Here is a 17,044-nt window from a genome sequence, read left to right on the forward strand (position 1 = left end):
GCTGAAGCCGCTCCTGCAACCGTTTTATGGGCTACGGCTTGGAGACGTTTGCAGGCGTGAGCTCGAACGGTGCCTGGTTGAAGCCCTGTTCATCGGCCTGCAATGCCCAGCCCTGACGATCCCAGTCGCCCAGCACGATACGGCGTGCCGGTTGGCCGTTCACTTCCAGTTCGTGCACGGCTGGCCTATGGGTGTGGCCATGGATCAGCGTGCGCACGCCGTATTCGTCCATCACCTTGAGCACTTCCTCGGGCGTGACATCGACGATCTCGCTGGCTTTCATCCGCGTCTGTGCGCGGCTTTCGTTGCGTAGCTTGCGCGCCAGCTTCTGCCGGGTAGTGAGCGGCAGGTTACGCAGGATCAGCAGCGACAGCGGATTGCGCAGCCAGCGGCGCAGCTTCATGTAGCCGACATCGAGGGTGCACAGGCTATCGCCGTGCATCAGCAGGACCGACTCGCCGCCCATCTGCACTTTGTGCGGGTCGCTCAGCAAGGTGCAGCCCGCCGCGCGGCAGAACGCCTTGCCGATAAGGAAGTCGCGATTGCCATGCATCAGGTAGATGCGCGTGCCGGCATTACTCAGTTCGCGCAGGGCACGGGCGATCTCGTGCTGGAAGGGCGTCATGCCGTCGTCGCCTATCCAGACCTCGAAGAAGTCACCGAGGATGTACAGCGCCTCGGCCTGACGCGCGCGGGTGGCGAGAAAATGCAGAAACGCCCGGGTGATGTCCGGGCGTTTCTCTTCGAGGTGCAGATCGGAGATCAGCAGGATCATCGACTTACTCGGCTACGACTTCAGCCTTCTCGATGATCACGTCGTCCACCGGTACGTCCTGGTGGCCGGATTTCATGGTGGTGGCGACGCCCTTGATCTTCTCGACCACGTCCATGCCTTCGACCACTTCACCGAATACGGCGTAGCCCCAGCCCTGAACGGTCGGCGCGCTGTGGTTGAGGAAGGCGTTGTCGGCAACGTTGATGAAGAACTGCGCACTGGCCGAGTGAGGCTCCATGGTGCGGGCCATGGCGACGGTGCCGATCTTGTTGGCGACGCCGTTGTTGGCTTCGTTCTTGATCGGTGCGCGGGTCGGCTTCTGCTTCATGCCCGGCTCGAAACCGCCGCCCTGGATCATGAAGTTGCCGATCACGCGGTGGAAGATGGTGCCGTCGTAATGGCCTTCCTTCACGTATTGCTCGAAGTTGGCTACGGTTTCCGGGGCCTTGTCGGCGAACAGGTTCAGGGTAATGACGCCGTGGTTGGTGTGCAGTTTGATCATGATCGTATCCGTGATGGGGCAGGTTCGAGCCGATGGCTCGGGGGTGAACAGCGCTTGTCAGGGTGGTATGCACCCTGTCAGGGGCTTGACAGGTTGGTTATGATACGGACTTTGCCCGAAGCGGCCTACCCTGTGCCGCGCCAGTATTGTTAAGGACACCATGAGCAAGCCTACCGTCGAAAAAGCTGCCAACTTCCTGCGCCCCATCGTCCAGGCTGATCTGGACAGCGGCAAGCACGCCAAGATCGTGACCCGCTTCCCGCCGGAGCCTAACGGTTACCTGCACATCGGCCATGCCAAGAGCATCTGCCTGAACTTTGGCCTGGCCGAAGAGTTCGGCGGCCAGTGCAACCTGCGCTTCGACGACACCAACCCGGCCAAGGAAGACCAGGAATATATCGACGCCATCAAGGCCGACGTCGAGTGGCTGGGCTTCAAGTGGGCCGGTGAGGAGCGTTACGCCTCCGATTATTTCGAGCAACTGCATGCCTGGGCCATCGAGCTGATCAAGGCCGGTAAGGCCTTCGTCTGCGACCTCAATGCCGAAGAGATGCGCGAATATCGCGGCAGCCTGACCGAGCCAGGCAAGAACAGCCCGTTCCGTGAGCGCAGCGTCGAAGAGAACCTCGACCTGTTCGCCCGCATGAAGGCCGGTGAGTTTCCCGATGGCGCCCGTTCGCTGCGTGCCAAAATCGACATGGCTTCGCCGAACATCAACCTGCGCGACCCGATTCTCTATCGCATTCGCCACGCCCATCACCACCAGACCGGTGACAAGTGGTGCATCTACCCGAGCTATGACTTCACCCACGGCCAGTCGGACGCCATCGAGGGCATCACTCACTCCATCTGCACCCTGGAGTTCGAGGACCATCGCCCGCTGTACGAGTGGTTCCTGACCAACCTGTCGGTACCGGCGCAGCCGCGTCAGTACGAATTCGCCCGGCTGAACCTGAACTACACCATCACCAGCAAGCGCAAACTCAAGCAGTTGGTGGACGAGAAGCACGTCAGCGGTTGGGACGACCCGCGCATGTCGACGCTGTCCGGTTACCGTCGCCGTGGCTATACCCCGGCTTCGATCCGCGCTTTCTGCGACATGATCGGCGTCAACCGCGCCGGCGGCCTGGTGGACATCGGTATGCTGGAATTCGCCATCCGTGACGATCTGGACGCCAACGCCTCGCGCGCCATGTGCGTGCTCAAGCCGCTGAAAGTGGTGATCACCAACTATCCGGAAGGCAAGGTGGAGAACCTGGAGCTGGCGCGCCATCCCAAGCAGGACATCGGCACCCGCGTGCTGCCGTTCTCCCGCGAGATCTACATCGACGCCAGCGATTTCGAGGAAACCCCGCCGGACGGCTTCAAGCGCCTGATCCCAGGTGGTGAGGTGCGCCTGCGTGGCAGCTACGTGATTCGTGCTGACGAGGCCATCAAGGACGCTGCCGGCAATATCGTCGAGCTGCGTTGCTCTTACGACGAGAACACCCTGGGCAAGAACCCCGAAGGCCGTAAGGTCAAGGGTGTGATCCACTGGGTGCCGGCGGCCGAGAGCGTTGAGTGCGAAGTGCGCCTGTACGATCGTCTGTTCCGCTCGGCCAACCCCGAGAAAGCGGAAGAGGGCGGTAGCTTCCTCGACAACATCAACCCGGATTCGCTGGTGGTGCTCACCGGTTGCCGCGCCGAGCCGTCGCTGGCCAAGGCAGCGGCCGAGGATCGTTTCCAGTTCGAGCGCGAAGGCTACTTCTGCCTGGACAAGGACTCGACTGCCGATGCGTTGGTGTTCAACCGTACCGTCACCCTGCGCGATTCCTGGGGACAGTAAATGGCACTTTCCATCTACAACACCCTGAGCAAGGTCAAAGAGCCGTTCAAGCCGCTAGAAGGCAACAGCGTGCGCATGTACGTGTGCGGCATGACTGTCTATGACTTCTGCCACATTGGTCACGCCCGGGTGATGGTCGCCTTCGACGTGGTCACCCGCTGGCTGCGTCAGCGCGGTTACGAGGTGACCTATGTGCGTAACATCACCGACATCGACGACAAAATCATCAAACGCGCCAACGAGAACGGCGAGCCGTTCGAGGCGCTGGTCGAGCGCATGATCGCGGCGATGCACGAGGACGAAGGTCGTCTGAACGTACTGCGCCCGGACATCGAGCCGCGCGCCACCGGCCATATCGCCGGCATGCACCAGATGATCCAGACCCTGATCGACAAGGGCTTTGCCTACGCGCCGGGTAATGGCGACGTGTACTACCGCGTCGGCAAGTTCGTTGGTTACGGCAAGCTGTCGCGCAAGAAGATCGAAGACCTGAAGATCGGTGCGCGCATCGAGGTCGACGAGGCCAAGGAAGACCCGCTGGACTTCGTCCTGTGGAAGGGCGTCAAGCCGGGCGAGCCGAGCTGGGAGTCGCCTTGGGGCGCAGGGCGCCCGGGCTGGCATATCGAGTGCTCGGTGATGTCCACCTGCTGCCTGGGCGAGACCTTCGACATCCACGGCGGCGGCCCGGATCTGGTGTTCCCGCACCACGAGAACGAAATCGCGCAGAGCGAGGCGGCCACCGGCAAGCAGTACGCCAATGCCTGGATGCACGCCGGCGCGGTCCGTGTGGATGGCGAGAAGATGTCCAAGAGCCTGGGCAACTTCTTCACCATCCGTGAGGTGCTGGAGAAGTACCACCCGGAGGTGGTGCGCTACCTGCTGGTGTCCAGCCACTACCGCAGCCCGATCAATTACTCCGAGGAGAGCCTCAAGGAAGCCAAGGGCGCCCTGGAGCGTTTCTACAACGGCCTCAAAGGCCTGCCGGAAGCTACGCCTGCTGGTGGAGAAGCCTTCGTCGAGCGTTTCGGCGCGGCGATGGACGACGATTTCAATTCACCAGAAGCCTGTGCGGTGTTGTTCGAGATGATCCGCGAGGTCAACCGCTTGCGTGAATCCGACGTGCAGGCTGCTGCTGGCCTGGCCGCCCAGCTCAAGCAACTGGCCAGCGTGCTTGGCGTGCTGCAGCTCGAACCCGATGCATTCCTCCAGGCCGGAGCTGCCGGCAAGGTCGATGCCGCCGAAGTCGAGGCGCTGATCGCCGCGCGCCTGCAGGCCCGTGCCGACAAGAACTGGGCAGAAAGCGACAGCATCCGCGACCAGCTCACTGCCATGGGCGTGGTGCTGGAAGACGGCAAGGGCGGCACCACCTGGCGCCTGGCCGAGTAAGGGTGATGCTCAGCGACAAAGGCCGCTGGAAAGCGGCCTTTGTCGCTGAGATGACTTCTACGTTGCGAGTGAGTTGCTGAGTCTGTTACTGGCGTTTCCGGTGACGGCGGCAGAGTTTCGCAAGTGTGGTGGTCAGATTTTCGATGTTTTTTGTCGATGCGACAGTCAGTTACGCCAGTTCGACAGCTCGTCCGTCAACTGTGCTGTTGATGGGCGCTTTTCGTTAGTATGCGCGCCTTATCGTGTCCGTTGCGCCACAAGCGCCTGGCGATGCCTACAGTGGTTCGAGCCAAACGCTCGGGCGACGTTTCCCCGATCCCTCAAGGAAACCCCGCAACTTTTCGATTTCCTGTCTGTGGTATTTCCCTTTATGACTCGTTTGAAAGGCTCGGACCTCCTGGCCCTCGGCTTCATGACATTTGCGTTGTTTCTCGGCGCAGGCAATATCATCTTCCCGCCTAGTGCCGGCCTGGCTGCGGGGGAGAACCTGCTTCCTGCCGCCATTGGTTTTTTGCTGACCGGTGTCGGCCTGCCGCTGTTGACTGTGGTGGCCCTGGCCCGCGTGGGCGGCGGTATGGACCTGCTCACCGCGCCCCTGGGCAGGATTGCCGGCGCAATCCTCGCGGTAGCGGTTTACCTATCGATCGGCCCGTTGTTCGCCACGCCGCGCACGGCCGTGGTGTCGTTCGAGATGGGCATCGCGCCGTTCACCGGCAATGAAGGTGCACCGCTGCTGATCTACACTCTGGTGTATTTCGCTGCCGTGTTGTTCCTTTCCCTCAATCCGGGACGGTTGGTCGATCGCATCGGCAAATTCATCACGCCGGTACTGCTGGCTGCGCTGCTGGTGCTGGGCGGCGCTGCGCTGTTCGCGCCTGCTGGCGAGATTGGTGTGGTAGCTGACAGCTACCGTGATGCACCTTTGGTGCAGGGCTTCCTGCAGGGCTACCTGACCATGGATACCCTGGGTGCACTGGTCTTCGGCATCGTAATCGCCAGCGCCATCCGTGATCGCGGAGTCAGCGAAGCAGGGCTCGTCACCCGTTACTCGGTCATCGCCGGCATCATCGCAGCCATCGGCCTGTCGCTGGTCTATCTGGCGTTGTTCTACCTCGGCGCCACCAGCCAGGGTATCGCCGGTGATGCGCAAAATGGCGTGCAGGTACTGACGACTTATGTGCATCACACCTTCGGCACCACCGGTAGTCTGCTGCTGGCGGTGGTCATCACCCTGGCCTGCCTGACCACTGCGGTTGGCCTGCTGACTGCCTGTGGTGAGTTCTTCAGCAAGCTGTTGCCGGTTTCCTACCGTAGCGTGGTGATCGTCTTCGGCTTGTTCAGTCTGGTGGTGGCCAATCAGGGCCTGACTCAACTGATCAGTTTCTCGATTCCGGTTCTGGTAGGGCTTTATCCGCTGGCTATCGTTCTGGTTGCACTGAGCCTGGCCAACCGCCTGTGGATCTCCCAGTCGCTGGTTTTCGTGCCGGTGATGGCCGTTACGCTGGTCTTCGGCGTTGCCGACGGTATTGCCGCGACTCCCTGGGCGGACAAGGTCCCCTCGTGGTTCGGGCAGTTGCCTTTGGCCGGCCAGAGCCTGGGCTGGCTGCTGCCGGTGGCGGTGACGCTGGTTCTGGTGGTGGCACTGGATCGCATCCTGAGCCTGCGTCAGAGCGCTACTGCTGCGTAAGGCGCGCTCGAAACAAAATAAGGCTGCCCACGAAGCGGCCTTTTTTGTCGAACAAGGAAAGAGGCAGCCTGGCTATAATCCTTGGCAGTCTTACAAGGAGTTGGCATGCTCAACAGCTATCCGTATTTGCCTCATTTTCTGGCCGCGCTGTGGTTCGTTCTGTGCTGGGGCGGCTACACCCGTTATGCCTCGGTAAAGGCGCAAACCACTCCCTGCCTCGCCAGTGTGCTGCATCTGTACCGTGAAGACTGGATGCGCCGCATGCTGCTGCGCGACAATCGCATTGCCGACGCCAACGTGATCGGTAACCTCGAGCGTAATGCCTCGTTCTTCGCCTCCAGCACGCTGATTATCCTGGCAGGTATCCTCACCGTGCTGGGCGCTTCCGACCGCGCTCTGTCGCTGCTGGCCGACATTCCCTTCGTGCAGCAAGCCAGTCGTGGTCTATCCGAGATCAAACTGCTGTGCCTGGGCATCATCTTCGTCTATGCCTTCTTCACCTTCAGTTGGTGCATGCGTCAGTACAACTTCGCAGCGGTGTTGGTGGGTTCAGCGCCAATGTTGGGCGAGCGGCATGTCACCGAGCAGGAGCGCAAGGCTTTCGCCGAGCGCACGGCGCGGGTGATTTCGATGGCGGCCAACCAGTTCAACTTCGGTTTGCGCGCCTATTATTTCGGTATGGCAACCCTGTCTTGGTTCATCAATCCATGGTTCTTCATGCTGGTGACTGCCGGCGTTGTCGTGGTGCTTTATCGCCGAGAATTCCATTCCGATGTCTTGGAAGTGATGGTCTATACGCCAACGCCGGCCGCTGAGGTGGCCAAGGAGAAGAGTGAATGAGCCTGCCGTTCTGGTGCGTCTTCATCAGCGCCTTGTTGATCTTCATCGCCAAGGCACCGGTGGCCAAGGCCATGGCCGAGGAGGGCGGTGGTCGCTATGACAACCATCACCCGCGCGCCCAGCAGGCGCGGCTAACGGGTTTCGGCGCGCGCGCTCTGGCCGCGCATTTGAATAGCATCGAGGCGTTCCCGCTGTTCGCGGTTGGTGTGCTGATGGCGCATACCACGCAGACTTACGGCTTTTTGATCGATATTCTGGCCGTCACTTTTGTCGTCAGTCGCGTGCTGTATATGCTGTTCTACTGGTGGGATCTGCACTGGCAGCGCAGCCTGGTATGGGTGGTGGGCCTGGCCTGTAGCCTGCTGCTGATGATCAGCCCGGCGCTGAAATGAAAGAAGGCCCGCATTGCGGGCCTTCTTGGTTTTCAGCTTAGGTTACTGACCGTCGACAGCGTCTTTGACTTCGTCGCCAGCATCCTCGATGGCGTCGGCCGCATCGCTGGCCGCATCCTCAATTTTCTCGCCGGCGGTGGGTTCGTTACCCAGGGCTTCATTGGTTTTCTGTTCGATGGCTTCGCCGGTGTCTTTGGCTGCATCGCCCAGGTTCTCCATCGCTTCGGAGACTGACTCCTTGGCCGACTCCATCTTGTCTTCCGGGGTTTTCTCGCAGGCGGCGAGACCCAGGGCAGTGGCAAGCAGCAGGGCATAAGTCAGAGGTTTGTTCACGGTCATCACTCCATGTGTGAGAGTTATAAGTGGCTGGGTTGACCCCAGAACACACAGTCACTTTGAATGTCGGTAGTGCCAATAAGTTCCCAAGGCGATGAGAGCGGCACAGGGACTGGTGTGAGTCCAGGCGCAAGGCGCTATCATTCGCTGTTTTTGCCATAGCAGAGCGGCAGGGTGATGAGCGAACAGTCGATTCAGGAGCGGGCACAGCGGTTTTTGTCCGCGTTGCGTCATTGTCAGGTGCTGGGCATGCGTGTCGAGTCGGCCGACGGCAAGGGACTGACGCTGTGCTTGCCCTACACACCACATATCGTTGGCAATCCGGACACCGGTGTGATCCATGGTGGTGCCATCACTACGCTGATGGACACCACCTGTGGTATCTCCACGGTCTGCGTACTGCCGGAGTTCGAGATCTGTCCGACGCTTGATCTGCGCATCGACTACATGCACCCGGCCGAGCCCGGCAAGGATGTGTTCGGTTTCGCCGAGTGTTATCGCGTTACCCCCAACATCATCTTCACCCGCGGCTACGCCTATCAGGACGACCCGCAGCAACCGATTGCCCACGTGGTTGGCACCTTCATGCGCATGGGCAAGGCCGCGCAGGGTGGCGCTGAGCTGAAACAGAATATTCAGCAAGGCGGTGGAGCGTGAGCGAGTTGAGCCTGGAACAACTGGTGGCGCGTGCGCACCAGCAGAACGACTACGACCCGCTGATCAGTCTGATCCCTTACGCCAAACTGCTGGGTATCGAGTGCCTGCGCCTGGGCGACGACATGGTCTTTCGCCTGCCAGCCAATCGCGATTGCATCGGCAACCCGGTACTACCGGCGCTGCATGGTGGCGTAATCGCCGGTTTCATGGAGCATGCGGCCATGCTTCATCTATTGATGTTCATGGGCATTCCACATTTGCCCAAAATCATCGACTTCTCGATAGATTACCTGCGCGCCGGCCATTATCGTGACACCTATGCGCAGTGCCAGGTCTGGCGGCAGGGGCGTCGGGTGGCCAACGTGGCGATTACCGCCTGGCAGACCAAGCAGACCGAACCGATTGCCACCGCCCGTGCCCACTTCAAGGTCGATGAGCCCTGAGCGCTTGAGACTTGCCCGGCAGTTGGAACGGATCGGCAGCGCAGCGAAATCATGACAAGGACCCTGTAGATGGATGCGTTGCTGATAATTGGTGGCCTGCTGCTGATGCTGGCTGGTCTGATATGGCTGGTCATGCGGGCGTTCGCCACCAGCCTGTTGTGGGGCTGGGGCAGCCTGATCCCGCCGATTACCCTGATTTACATCGTGCGCCACTGGCAGCGAGCGCGCAGTGCGGTCACTCTGATCGGGCTTGGTGTAATTCCCCTCGTGGTAGGTCTCACGTTGCTGGCCAGTAAGGATGCCGAACGTCTGGCGGCGATCGTCCGCCTGGACTGGCTCAAGCCCGAAGTGCAGGCGCCGGCCGAGCTTGCCATTAATCTGGACGGTGAGCTAAACGGCCAGCCCTTTCGCCCGCAGCAGGGTGAACTGATCGATGGTGTGTTGGTGCTGCGCGAGGGCCTGGATTTCTTCGCCCTGCGTGAACTGAGTATCCGCCTGCCGCAGCCAGTCGAGGGTCCTGTACGTATCGACGTGCTGCCCCAGGACAGCGGTAGCCTGCCAGAGGTAGAGCTGAGCTGGCTGTTACCGGAGCAAGATCTGCCCGAGGCGCGTCGTCTGAGTCGTGGCTACACCCTGCATCTGGACCTGCAGCCGCAGGAGCCGAACCGACTGGTCGGCGATTTCCATCTGGTCTTGCCGCCGCGCTTCAAAACCAGCCTCAGTGGCCGGGTCGAGCTGTACCGTGATCGCCTGCGCTATGTCGATGGCCAGGTCGATGCGCGTTTCGATTCCCGTGACACCATTGCCCATGTGCTGCAGGACTATCTGCAGCGGCGCTTCGCCACGCGCAAGGTGAGCGAGCTGAAGCTGCCGGTGTTCACCTTCGAGGGTGACAGCCTGGAGCTGCAGGTCGAAGCGCAGATTGACGGGCGTAGCGAGCGTCTGCCTGTGCGCCTGCACAAGCGTGCCGAGCAGGGCTGGGCGGTGGAAGGTGATCGCTTCCCGGCATTGCCTGCCACTGCCACCGCTCAGGCTACGCCGCAGCGCGAGGCGGCCCCGATCGAGGAGCGCCTGAGTCGCCCGGTCGACCGCCGGCAACGCTTCAGTCTCGCGCGCCTGCAGCGCAATCCGGAACAGTATCGCAACCTCAGCATGCGCCTGAGTCGCGCCAGTGGCGGTACGGTCGAGGGGCGCTTCGTCGGCGTCGACGCCGATGGCAGCATTCGCCTCATTCAGCAGATGGGCAGTGGCGGCGGGCAGGCCAGTTTCAGTTTCAAGCCGGAAGAAATCGGCCGTTTGCAGTTGCTGGAACCCTAAGCCCTTGAAATTGATCGCGCTGCCCCCATCTGCATGACATCCGCCGCTCGCGCGGCATAGTCCTGCATGTGGAGTTAGAAGACCATGAGTGTGGAAACTCAAAAAGAAACCCTGGGCTTCCAGACCGAGGTGAAGCAGCTGCTTCATCTGATGATCCATTCCCTGTACTCGAACAAGGAAATTTTCCTGCGCGAGTTGATTTCCAACGCTTCCGACGCCGCTGACAAGCTGCGTTTCGAGGCGCTGGCCAAGCCCGAACTGCTCGAAGGTGGCGCCGATCTGAAGATCCGCCTGTCCTTCGACAAGGATGCCAAGACCGTTACCCTCGAAGACAACGGTATCGGCATGAACCGCGAGGAAGTCATCGCGCACCTGGGGACCATCGCCAAATCCGGCACGGCAGACTTCCTGAAGAACCTCTCTGGTGACCAGAAGAAGGATTCGCACCTGATCGGCCAGTTCGGTGTGGGCTTCTACTCGGCATTCATCGTCGCCGATCAGGTCGAGGTGTTCAGCCGCCGCGCCGGTACTCCGGCCAGCGAAGGCGTGCACTGGTCGAGCAAGGGCGAGGGTGAGTTCGAGGTTGCTACCATCGACAAGGCCGAGCGCGGTACGCGTATCGTTCTGCACCTCAAGAGCGGTGAGGAAGAGTTCGCCGATGGTTGGCGCCTGCGCAACATCGTCAAGAAGTACTCCGACCATATCGCGCTGCCCATCGAACTGCCGAAGGAGCACCACGGTGAAGACAAGCCCGCGGAAGTGGAGTGGGAAACCGTCAACCGTGCCAGCGCCCTGTGGACCCGTCCACGTACCGAGGTCAAGGACGAGGAATATCAAGAGTTCTACAAGCACGTTGGCCACGATTTCGAGAACCCGCTGAGCTGGAGCCACAACAAGGTAGAAGGCAAGCTGGAGTACACCTCGCTGCTCTATGTGCCGGCTCGCGCACCGTTCGATCTGTACCACCGCGAAGCGCCCAAGGGCCTCAAGCTCTACGTGCAGCGCGTATTCATCATGGATCAGGCCGACCAGTTCCTGCCCCTGTACCTGCGCTTCATCAAGGGCGTGGTCGATTCCAACGACCTGTCGCTGAACGTTTCCCGCGAAATTCTGCAGTCCGGCCCGGTCATCGATTCGATGAAATCGGCGCTGACCAAGCGCGTGCTGGACATGCTGGAGAAACTCGCCAAGGACAAGCCGGACGACTACAAGACCTTCTGGAAGGCCTTCGGTCAGGTGCTCAAGGAAGGTCCGGCGGAAGACTTCGCCAACAAGGAGAAGATCGCCAGCCTGCTGCGTTTCGCCTCCACTGCCGGCGAGGGCGACGAGCAGTCGGTGTCGTTGGCCGATTACCTGGGCCGGGTCAAGGAAGGTCAGGACAAGATCTACTACCTCACCGGCGAATCCTACGCGCAGATCAAGAACAGCCCGCACCTGGAGGTCTTCCGCAAGAAGGGCATCGAAGTGCTGCTGCTCACCGATCGTATCGATGAGTGGCTGATGAGCTACCTGACCGAGTTCGACGGCAAGCAGTTCGTCGACGTGGCCCGTGGCGATCTTGATCTGGGTGAGCTGGACTCGGAAGAGGACAAGAAGGCTCAGGAAGAAGTGGCCAAGGCCAAGGAAGGGCTGATCGAGCGTCTGAAAGGTGCGCTGGGTGAGCAGGTCGCCGAGGTGCGCGTCTCGCACCGTCTCACCGATTCTCCGGCGATTCTTGCCATTGGTGAACAGGATCTGGGCCTGCAGATGCGCCAGATTCTCGAGGCCAGCGGGCAGAAGGTGCCGGATGCCAAGCCGATCTTCGAGTTCAACCCTGCGCACCCGCTGATCGAGCGCCTGGATGCCGAGCCGGACGAGGATCGCTTCACCGATCTCTCGCACATCCTCTTCGACCAGGCCGCTTTGGCCGCAGGCGACAGCCTGAAGGATCCGGCCACTTACGTGCAGCGCCTGAACAAGCTGCTGGTGGAGCTCTCCGCCTGATCTATCTGGCAATAGGACAAGCCCGCTTCGGCGGGCTTTTCTATGGGTGTGATTGATCGGCTTTAATTGACAAGCGAGGCCCCGTCGTTTCAGATGCTGGCAATTAGCTGGCGGTCTGTCGCGTCCTGGGGTTGTATGTCGATTCTCGAGCTTTTTTTCATCATGGGCGCGGATCCCGGTGTCCTCGTGCTCAGTCGTTACGACCCGCAGTTGGTACTGTTGTCGCTGGCCATTGCCGTATTCGCCGCCGGCATGGCGCTGCAGTTGGCCGGCGAAGCGCGCGTCAATTCGCATCCGGTCGCCCGGCAGATCACCATTTTCACCGGCTCACTCGCCCTCGGCGGCGGCATCTGGTCCATGCATGTGCTCGGCATGCTCGCCTTCGAACTGTGTGCGGCAGTGCGATTCGATCCGGGCCTCACGCTGTTATCGATGCTGCCGAGCCTGGCTGCTTCGTGGGTCGCACTTACTCTGCTGGCGCGGCGCGACTTGAGCCTGCTGCAACTCTGTGTTGGGGGTGTGCTGGTCGGGGCCGGTATAGGTACCATGCACTACAGCGGTATGGCGGCGATGCAGATGGCGCCTCTGCTGCGCTATGACCCCTGGATGTTCGCCCTGTCCATCGTTGTCGCCGTTGCCCTGGCCATCCTGGCGTTGTGGGTACGCTTCGGTCTGGAGGGGCGTTTGCCGACGCTCTGGGCGCTTCTGCTCAGCGCCCTGGTGATGGGGCTGGCGATCAGTAGCATGCACTACACCGGCATGGCCGCGGCGCGTTTTGTCGGTACGCCTGAGTCCGAGGTGCCGATGGCAGTGGTCGACAGTGGTTATATCGCCATTGCCATCACGCTGCTGACCGTCGCTCTGACCGTCTTCGTGGTGGCGGCCAACACGCTGCTGCGCTATCGCCGCATGAGCCTCCAGCTCAAGGCCAGCGAACAGCATCTGCGCTCGATCTTCGATACCGCGCTGGATGCCATCGTCACCGTTGATCACACCGGCACTGTGCGCTCGGCCAATCGTGCGGTTTCGCGCCTATTCGGCTGGTCACCGCACGAGCTGGTGGGCATGCACATGCGCTCGCTGATGCCTGCCAGCCATGTCGAACAGGTGGAGGCACTGCTGGAGAGCTACCTCAGAACCGGACGCCTGACGATGCCGGCGGGCGAGCAGGAGCTGGTGTGCCTGACTCGAGAGGGTGAAGAAAAACCTGTGCGCATCAGCGTCGGCGTTACCCATTCAGGCAGCCGGCCGCTGTTCGTGGTATTTGTCGCCGACATCAGCGAAAGACAGGCCATGGAGAGAGCCCTGCGTGACAGCGAGCAGCAGTACCGCTCGTTGATCAGCAACATTCCTGGTGTGTCGTTTCGCTGCATGCTGGACCGGGACTGGACCATGATATTTATCAGCGATGCGGTGCAGACCCTCACGGGGTGGAGCGCGGACGACTTCATCAGTCGCCGCTGTTCGATTGCCGATATGTATCACCCGGACGACTACCAGCGGGTCGTTGACGAGGTCGTTCAGGCCGTTGAGCAAGGGTGCAACTATACCGTCGAATATCGTCTCTTTGATCGTAGCGGAACCGAGCACTGGATATGGGAAAGTGGTAGCCCGGTTTGCGACGAGAATGGTATGCCGCGCTGGATCGACGGCGTGTTGCTCGACCAGACCGAAACCAAACGGCGCAATGCAGAGTACGAGGGCAAGGTCACCGCGATCAGCAAGGCGATGGCACTGATCGAGTTCGACCTCGACGGCAATATCCTAGAGGTCAATGACAATGCGTTGGCGTTGTTTGGTTATGAAAAGGAGGAAGTGGTAGGGCGCCATCACGGTATGTTCTGCGCTCCTGAGCTGGTAGCAAGCGATGCCTATCGCCAGGGTTGGATGGATCTGCGTGCAGGTCATTTTCGTGCAGGCGAATACCACCGCTTTGGTAAGGGCGGACGGGATGTCTGGATTCAGGCCAGCTACAACCCGATCCTCGACACCGACGGCAAGCCGTTCAAGGTCGTCAAGTTGGCAACCGACCTGACCCCGCGCCGCGTCATGGAACAGGATCTGCGGGCTGCCCGTGATCGCGCCGAGACCGCCGCTGCCGCGCGCAGCAGCTTCCTGGCCAACATGAGTCATGAAATTCGTACGCCGATGAATGCCATCATCGGTTTTACCGACCTCCTGCTGGAAACCCCGCTTTCCAGTGAACAGCGTCGCCATCTGAGTACCGTGCAGCATTCGTCGCGTTCATTATTGGGCTTGCTCAATGACATCCTCGACACGGCCAAGCTCGACCGGGGCGCCATCGAGCTGGAGCAACTGGATTTCTCCCTGCGCGAACTGTGCGAGCAGGTGCTCGCAACGCAGCGCCTGACGGCCGAAAGCAAAGGCCTGCAACTGCATCTGGATTACCCGGCAACGACCAACGAGTTCTTCTGCGGGGACCCACTGCGATTGCAACAAGTGCTGACCAACCTGCTCGGTAATGCGGTCAAGTTCACCCTGCACGGCGAGGTTCGCCTGAAAGTGACGGGTGAGCCGGGCGCGATGCGTCTGGCGGTGAAAGACACCGGCATTGGTATCGCAGCCGACCGCCTGGAGAAGATCTTCGAGCCGTTTGCCCAGGCCGATGCGTCGATGAGTCGACGTTTCGGTGGTACCGGACTCGGTACCACCATCTCTCGGCAATTGGTCGAGTTGATGGGGGGGCGCTTGCGGGTCGAAAGTACCGAAGGGCAGGGCAGTTGCTTCAGCATCGAATTGCCGCTGCGCGCCGGCAAGCGCTTGGCGTCGCAGCAACGCGCCGTGCTGCCTGAACTGGGGCGGCTGAATATTCTGGCGGCCGATGACGTGCCGCAGAACCTCGAATTGTTGCAACTGACCCTGGAGCATTTCGGCCATCGCGTACACTGCGTCGCCGATGGTGAAGGCGCACTACAGGCGTTCACCCAGCAGCGTTTCGATCTGATCCTGATGGATGTGCAGATGCCGGGTGTTGACGGCCTGGAAGCGTCGCGACGAATCCGCCAGCTGGAGGCCGCCGAGGCGCGAGAGCCGATTCCGATCATTGCTCTGACCGCCAGCGTACTTGATCAGGACCGTCAGGCAGCGTTGGACTCGGGGATGAATGGTTTCGCCTCGAAGCCTTTGGATCTCAACGCACTGCTTTGGGAAGTTGCCCGTCTGCTGGGTCTGACCGATGTGCCCAGCGCAGTGGTCAGTGCCACTCGTGTCGCCGACGAAGGCCTGTTCGACTGGGTTCGCGGCAGCAGCCTGTGGGGCGGGCCGCTGCGTATGGCTCAGGCGATCAATACGTTCATTGGCGAACAGCATGATCTGGCGGTGCGCCTCAGTCGACTGCTGGCGGCACGCGACTGGCAAGAGGGCGAGGCGCTTGCGCATCGCCTACATGGTGCCGCCGCAAACCTGGCCATGAGCAGCCTTGCCAGTTTGGGGCAGTCGGTCGAGCGGGCGTTTCAGGCGCAGGACGAGCAGGGGTTGCCCGCATTGATTGCGGAGCTTGGGCAGGCCCTTCTGACGGTCAAGGACGTAGTGCCGCAGGTGCCGGATACGGCGTCTACGAGCGAAAGTTCGGCTGTTGACGCACGCTCGCTGCGTGAACAGGCAAGTCAGCTGCGACAGGCGCTGCAGCGGGGCGGTCTGGACGATGAAGTCCTTGCAGCCATGGCGCAGACCACCGAGAGTACGGCCTACAGCGCGGCCCTGAACGACATACGCCAGGCGCTGGATGACTTTGATTTCGATCAGGCCCTGCAGGTGCTCGATCGACTGTTGCTGCGACTGCAAGATGAGGACGCGACTGCATCATGACCCTGGCTGCCGATACTCGCCCGCTATTACTGTTGGTCGACGACGAACCCACTAACCTGCAGGTGTTGCGCCATATCCTGCAGGAGGACTATCGCCTGCTGTTCGCCAAGGAAGGGCCGCGCGCCCTGGAAATGGTCGAGCGTGAGCGGCCCGACCTGATTCTGCTCGACGTGATGATGCCGGGCATGACTGGCTATGAGGTGTGCGAACAGCTCAAGGCCAATCCGTTACTACATACGATTCCGGTGATCTTCGTTACCGCCTTGGGCGATGTCGACGATGAAGCGCGTGGCTTCGAGGTCGGCGCGGTGGATTACATCACCAAGCCGGTGAGCCCGCCGATCGTGCGTGCGCGTGTGCGTACCCACCTGTCACTGGTGCGGGTCGACGAGCTGAAACAGACTCGCTTGCAGATCGTCCAGCGCCTGGGCATGGCGGCTGAATACAAGGACAACGAGACCGGCCTGCACGTTATCCGCATGAGCCATTTCTCCAAGGTGCTGGCGTTGGCCGCCGGCTTCAGCGAAAGCGCGGCCGAGGAGCTGCTCAACGCCGCGCCGATGCACGATGTCGGCAAGATCGGCATTCCCGATGCGGTGCTACGCAAGCCGGGCAAGCTCGACGAGCAGGAGTGGCAGGTGATGCGCCAGCACGTGGAGATCGGTGCGCGGATAATCGGCGAGCACAGCTCGGGGCTGCTGCGCACAGCGCAACGCATTGCCCTGTCGCACCATGAGAAGTGGGATGGCAGCGGCTACCCCAACGGTCTGAGTGGCGAGGACATTCCCCTGGAGGGCCGCATCGTCGCCATTGCCGATGTGTTCGACGCGCTGACCAGCGTGCGCCCCTACAAACAGGCCTGGTCCGTGGACGATGCAGTCGGTTTCCTGCGTGAACAGAGTGGGCGCCACTTCGATCCCCGTCTGGTCGAGCTGTTCATCGCTTGTTTGCCCGAGATTCTGCAGATCAAGGAACGCTGGGCCGAATAACCTGCCGCTTGAAATCTCCTGTCTAAAACCCGCCTCCTCTCGACTTGGTCATTGTCGAAGGTGAGGCTATTGTTAGGGGCCTAC

14 protein-coding genes are annotated in these 17,044 nt (G+C 61.0%); 11 read left to right on the plus strand and 3 right to left on the minus strand.

Annotated elements, in window-relative coordinates; all coding sequences use genetic code 11:
* Positions 1–31: 31 nt before the first annotated feature.
* Positions 32–775: a UDP-2,3-diacylglucosamine diphosphatase gene (lpxH, locus tag CXP40_RS00270; RefSeq protein ID WP_106732124.1), complete on the minus strand. Its 744-nt coding sequence runs from the start codon at positions 773–775 to the stop codon at positions 32–34.
* Positions 776–779: 4 nt separating this feature from the next.
* Positions 780–1,277: a peptidylprolyl isomerase gene (locus CXP40_RS00275; protein WP_106732125.1), complete on the minus strand. Its 498-nt coding sequence runs from the start codon at positions 1,275–1,277 to the stop codon at positions 780–782.
* A gap of 160 nt (positions 1,278–1,437) precedes the next feature.
* Between CXP40_RS00275 and CXP40_RS00280 the strand changes: the two genes are divergently transcribed.
* The 5 genes from CXP40_RS00280 to CXP40_RS00300 all read left to right on the plus strand — a co-directional run bounded on the left by CXP40_RS00280 (position 1,438) and on the right by CXP40_RS00300 (position 7,407).
* Positions 1,438–3,102, plus strand: a complete 1,665-nt coding sequence (locus tag CXP40_RS00280) for a glutamine--tRNA ligase/YqeY domain fusion protein (protein WP_106732126.1) — start codon at positions 1,438–1,440, stop codon at positions 3,100–3,102.
* Entirely contained in the window at positions 3,103–4,488 is a 1,386-nt protein-coding gene (cysS, locus tag CXP40_RS00285) for a cysteine--tRNA ligase (protein WP_106732127.1), read from the plus strand.
* A 370-nt stretch (positions 4,489–4,858) separates the two neighbouring features.
* The gene (gene brnQ / locus CXP40_RS00290) at positions 4,859–6,175 is read left to right on the plus strand and encodes a branched-chain amino acid transport system II carrier protein (RefSeq protein WP_106732128.1); all 1,317 of its coding nucleotides are present in this window, start codon (positions 4,859–4,861) and stop codon (positions 6,173–6,175) included.
* A 105-nt stretch (positions 6,176–6,280) separates the two neighbouring features.
* Complete coding sequence (locus tag CXP40_RS00295; RefSeq protein ID WP_106732129.1) at positions 6,281–7,015, plus strand: DUF599 domain-containing protein; 735 nt, start codon at positions 6,281–6,283, stop codon at positions 7,013–7,015.
* Positions 7,012–7,407, plus strand: coding sequence for an MAPEG family protein (locus tag CXP40_RS00300; RefSeq protein ID WP_106732130.1), 396 nt, complete (start codon positions 7,012–7,014; stop codon positions 7,405–7,407). The genes CXP40_RS00295 and CXP40_RS00300 overlap by 4 nt, the downstream gene beginning before the upstream one ends.
* 42 nt (positions 7,408–7,449) lie before the next feature.
* Here the strand turns inward: CXP40_RS00300 and CXP40_RS00305 are convergent, their stop codons facing one another.
* On the minus strand, positions 7,450–7,746 hold the full coding sequence (locus CXP40_RS00305) for a hypothetical protein (protein WP_106732131.1): 297 nt from the start codon (positions 7,744–7,746) through the stop codon (positions 7,450–7,452).
* Positions 7,747–7,920: 174 nt separating this feature from the next.
* Here CXP40_RS00305 and CXP40_RS00310 point away from each other — a divergent pair, with 174 nt between their 5' ends.
* The 6 genes from CXP40_RS00310 (at position 7,921) to CXP40_RS00335 (ending at position 16,960) form a co-directional block, all read left to right on the plus strand.
* Positions 7,921–8,400, plus strand: a complete 480-nt coding sequence (locus tag CXP40_RS00310) for a PaaI family thioesterase (RefSeq protein ID WP_106732132.1) — start codon at positions 7,921–7,923, stop codon at positions 8,398–8,400.
* A complete protein-coding gene (locus CXP40_RS00315; protein WP_099523753.1) occupies positions 8,397–8,843 on the plus strand; it encodes a PaaI family thioesterase in 447 nt (148 codons plus the stop codon). Before CXP40_RS00310 ends, CXP40_RS00315 begins: the two co-directional genes overlap by 4 nt.
* A 69-nt stretch (positions 8,844–8,912) precedes the next feature.
* On the plus strand, positions 8,913–10,160 hold the full coding sequence (locus CXP40_RS00320) for an MFS transporter (RefSeq protein ID WP_106732133.1): 1,248 nt from the start codon (positions 8,913–8,915) through the stop codon (positions 10,158–10,160).
* 84 nt (positions 10,161–10,244) lie between these two features.
* Positions 10,245–12,143 (plus strand): molecular chaperone HtpG, encoded by a 1,899-nt coding sequence (htpG, locus tag CXP40_RS00325; protein WP_106732134.1) that lies wholly within the window; start codon positions 10,245–10,247, stop codon positions 12,141–12,143.
* Positions 12,144–12,329: 186 nt separating this feature from the next.
* Positions 12,330–15,971 carry a PAS domain S-box protein gene (locus tag CXP40_RS00330; RefSeq protein WP_256579200.1) on the plus strand — a complete coding sequence of 1,214 codons (3,642 nt, stop codon included), beginning with the start codon at positions 12,330–12,332 and terminating at the stop codon, positions 15,969–15,971.
* Positions 15,968–16,960 (plus strand): two-component system response regulator, encoded by a 993-nt coding sequence (locus tag CXP40_RS00335; RefSeq protein WP_106732136.1) that lies wholly within the window; start codon positions 15,968–15,970, stop codon positions 16,958–16,960. The genes CXP40_RS00330 and CXP40_RS00335 overlap by 4 nt, the downstream gene beginning before the upstream one ends.
* The last annotated feature ends 84 nt before the right edge of the window (positions 16,961–17,044 follow it).

Origin of the sequence: Pseudomonas sp. YY-1 (genome assembly GCF_002843095.1) — a bacterium.
In the GTDB taxonomy this organism is placed as follows: domain Bacteria; phylum Pseudomonadota; class Gammaproteobacteria; order Pseudomonadales; family Pseudomonadaceae; genus Aquipseudomonas; species Aquipseudomonas sediminis_A.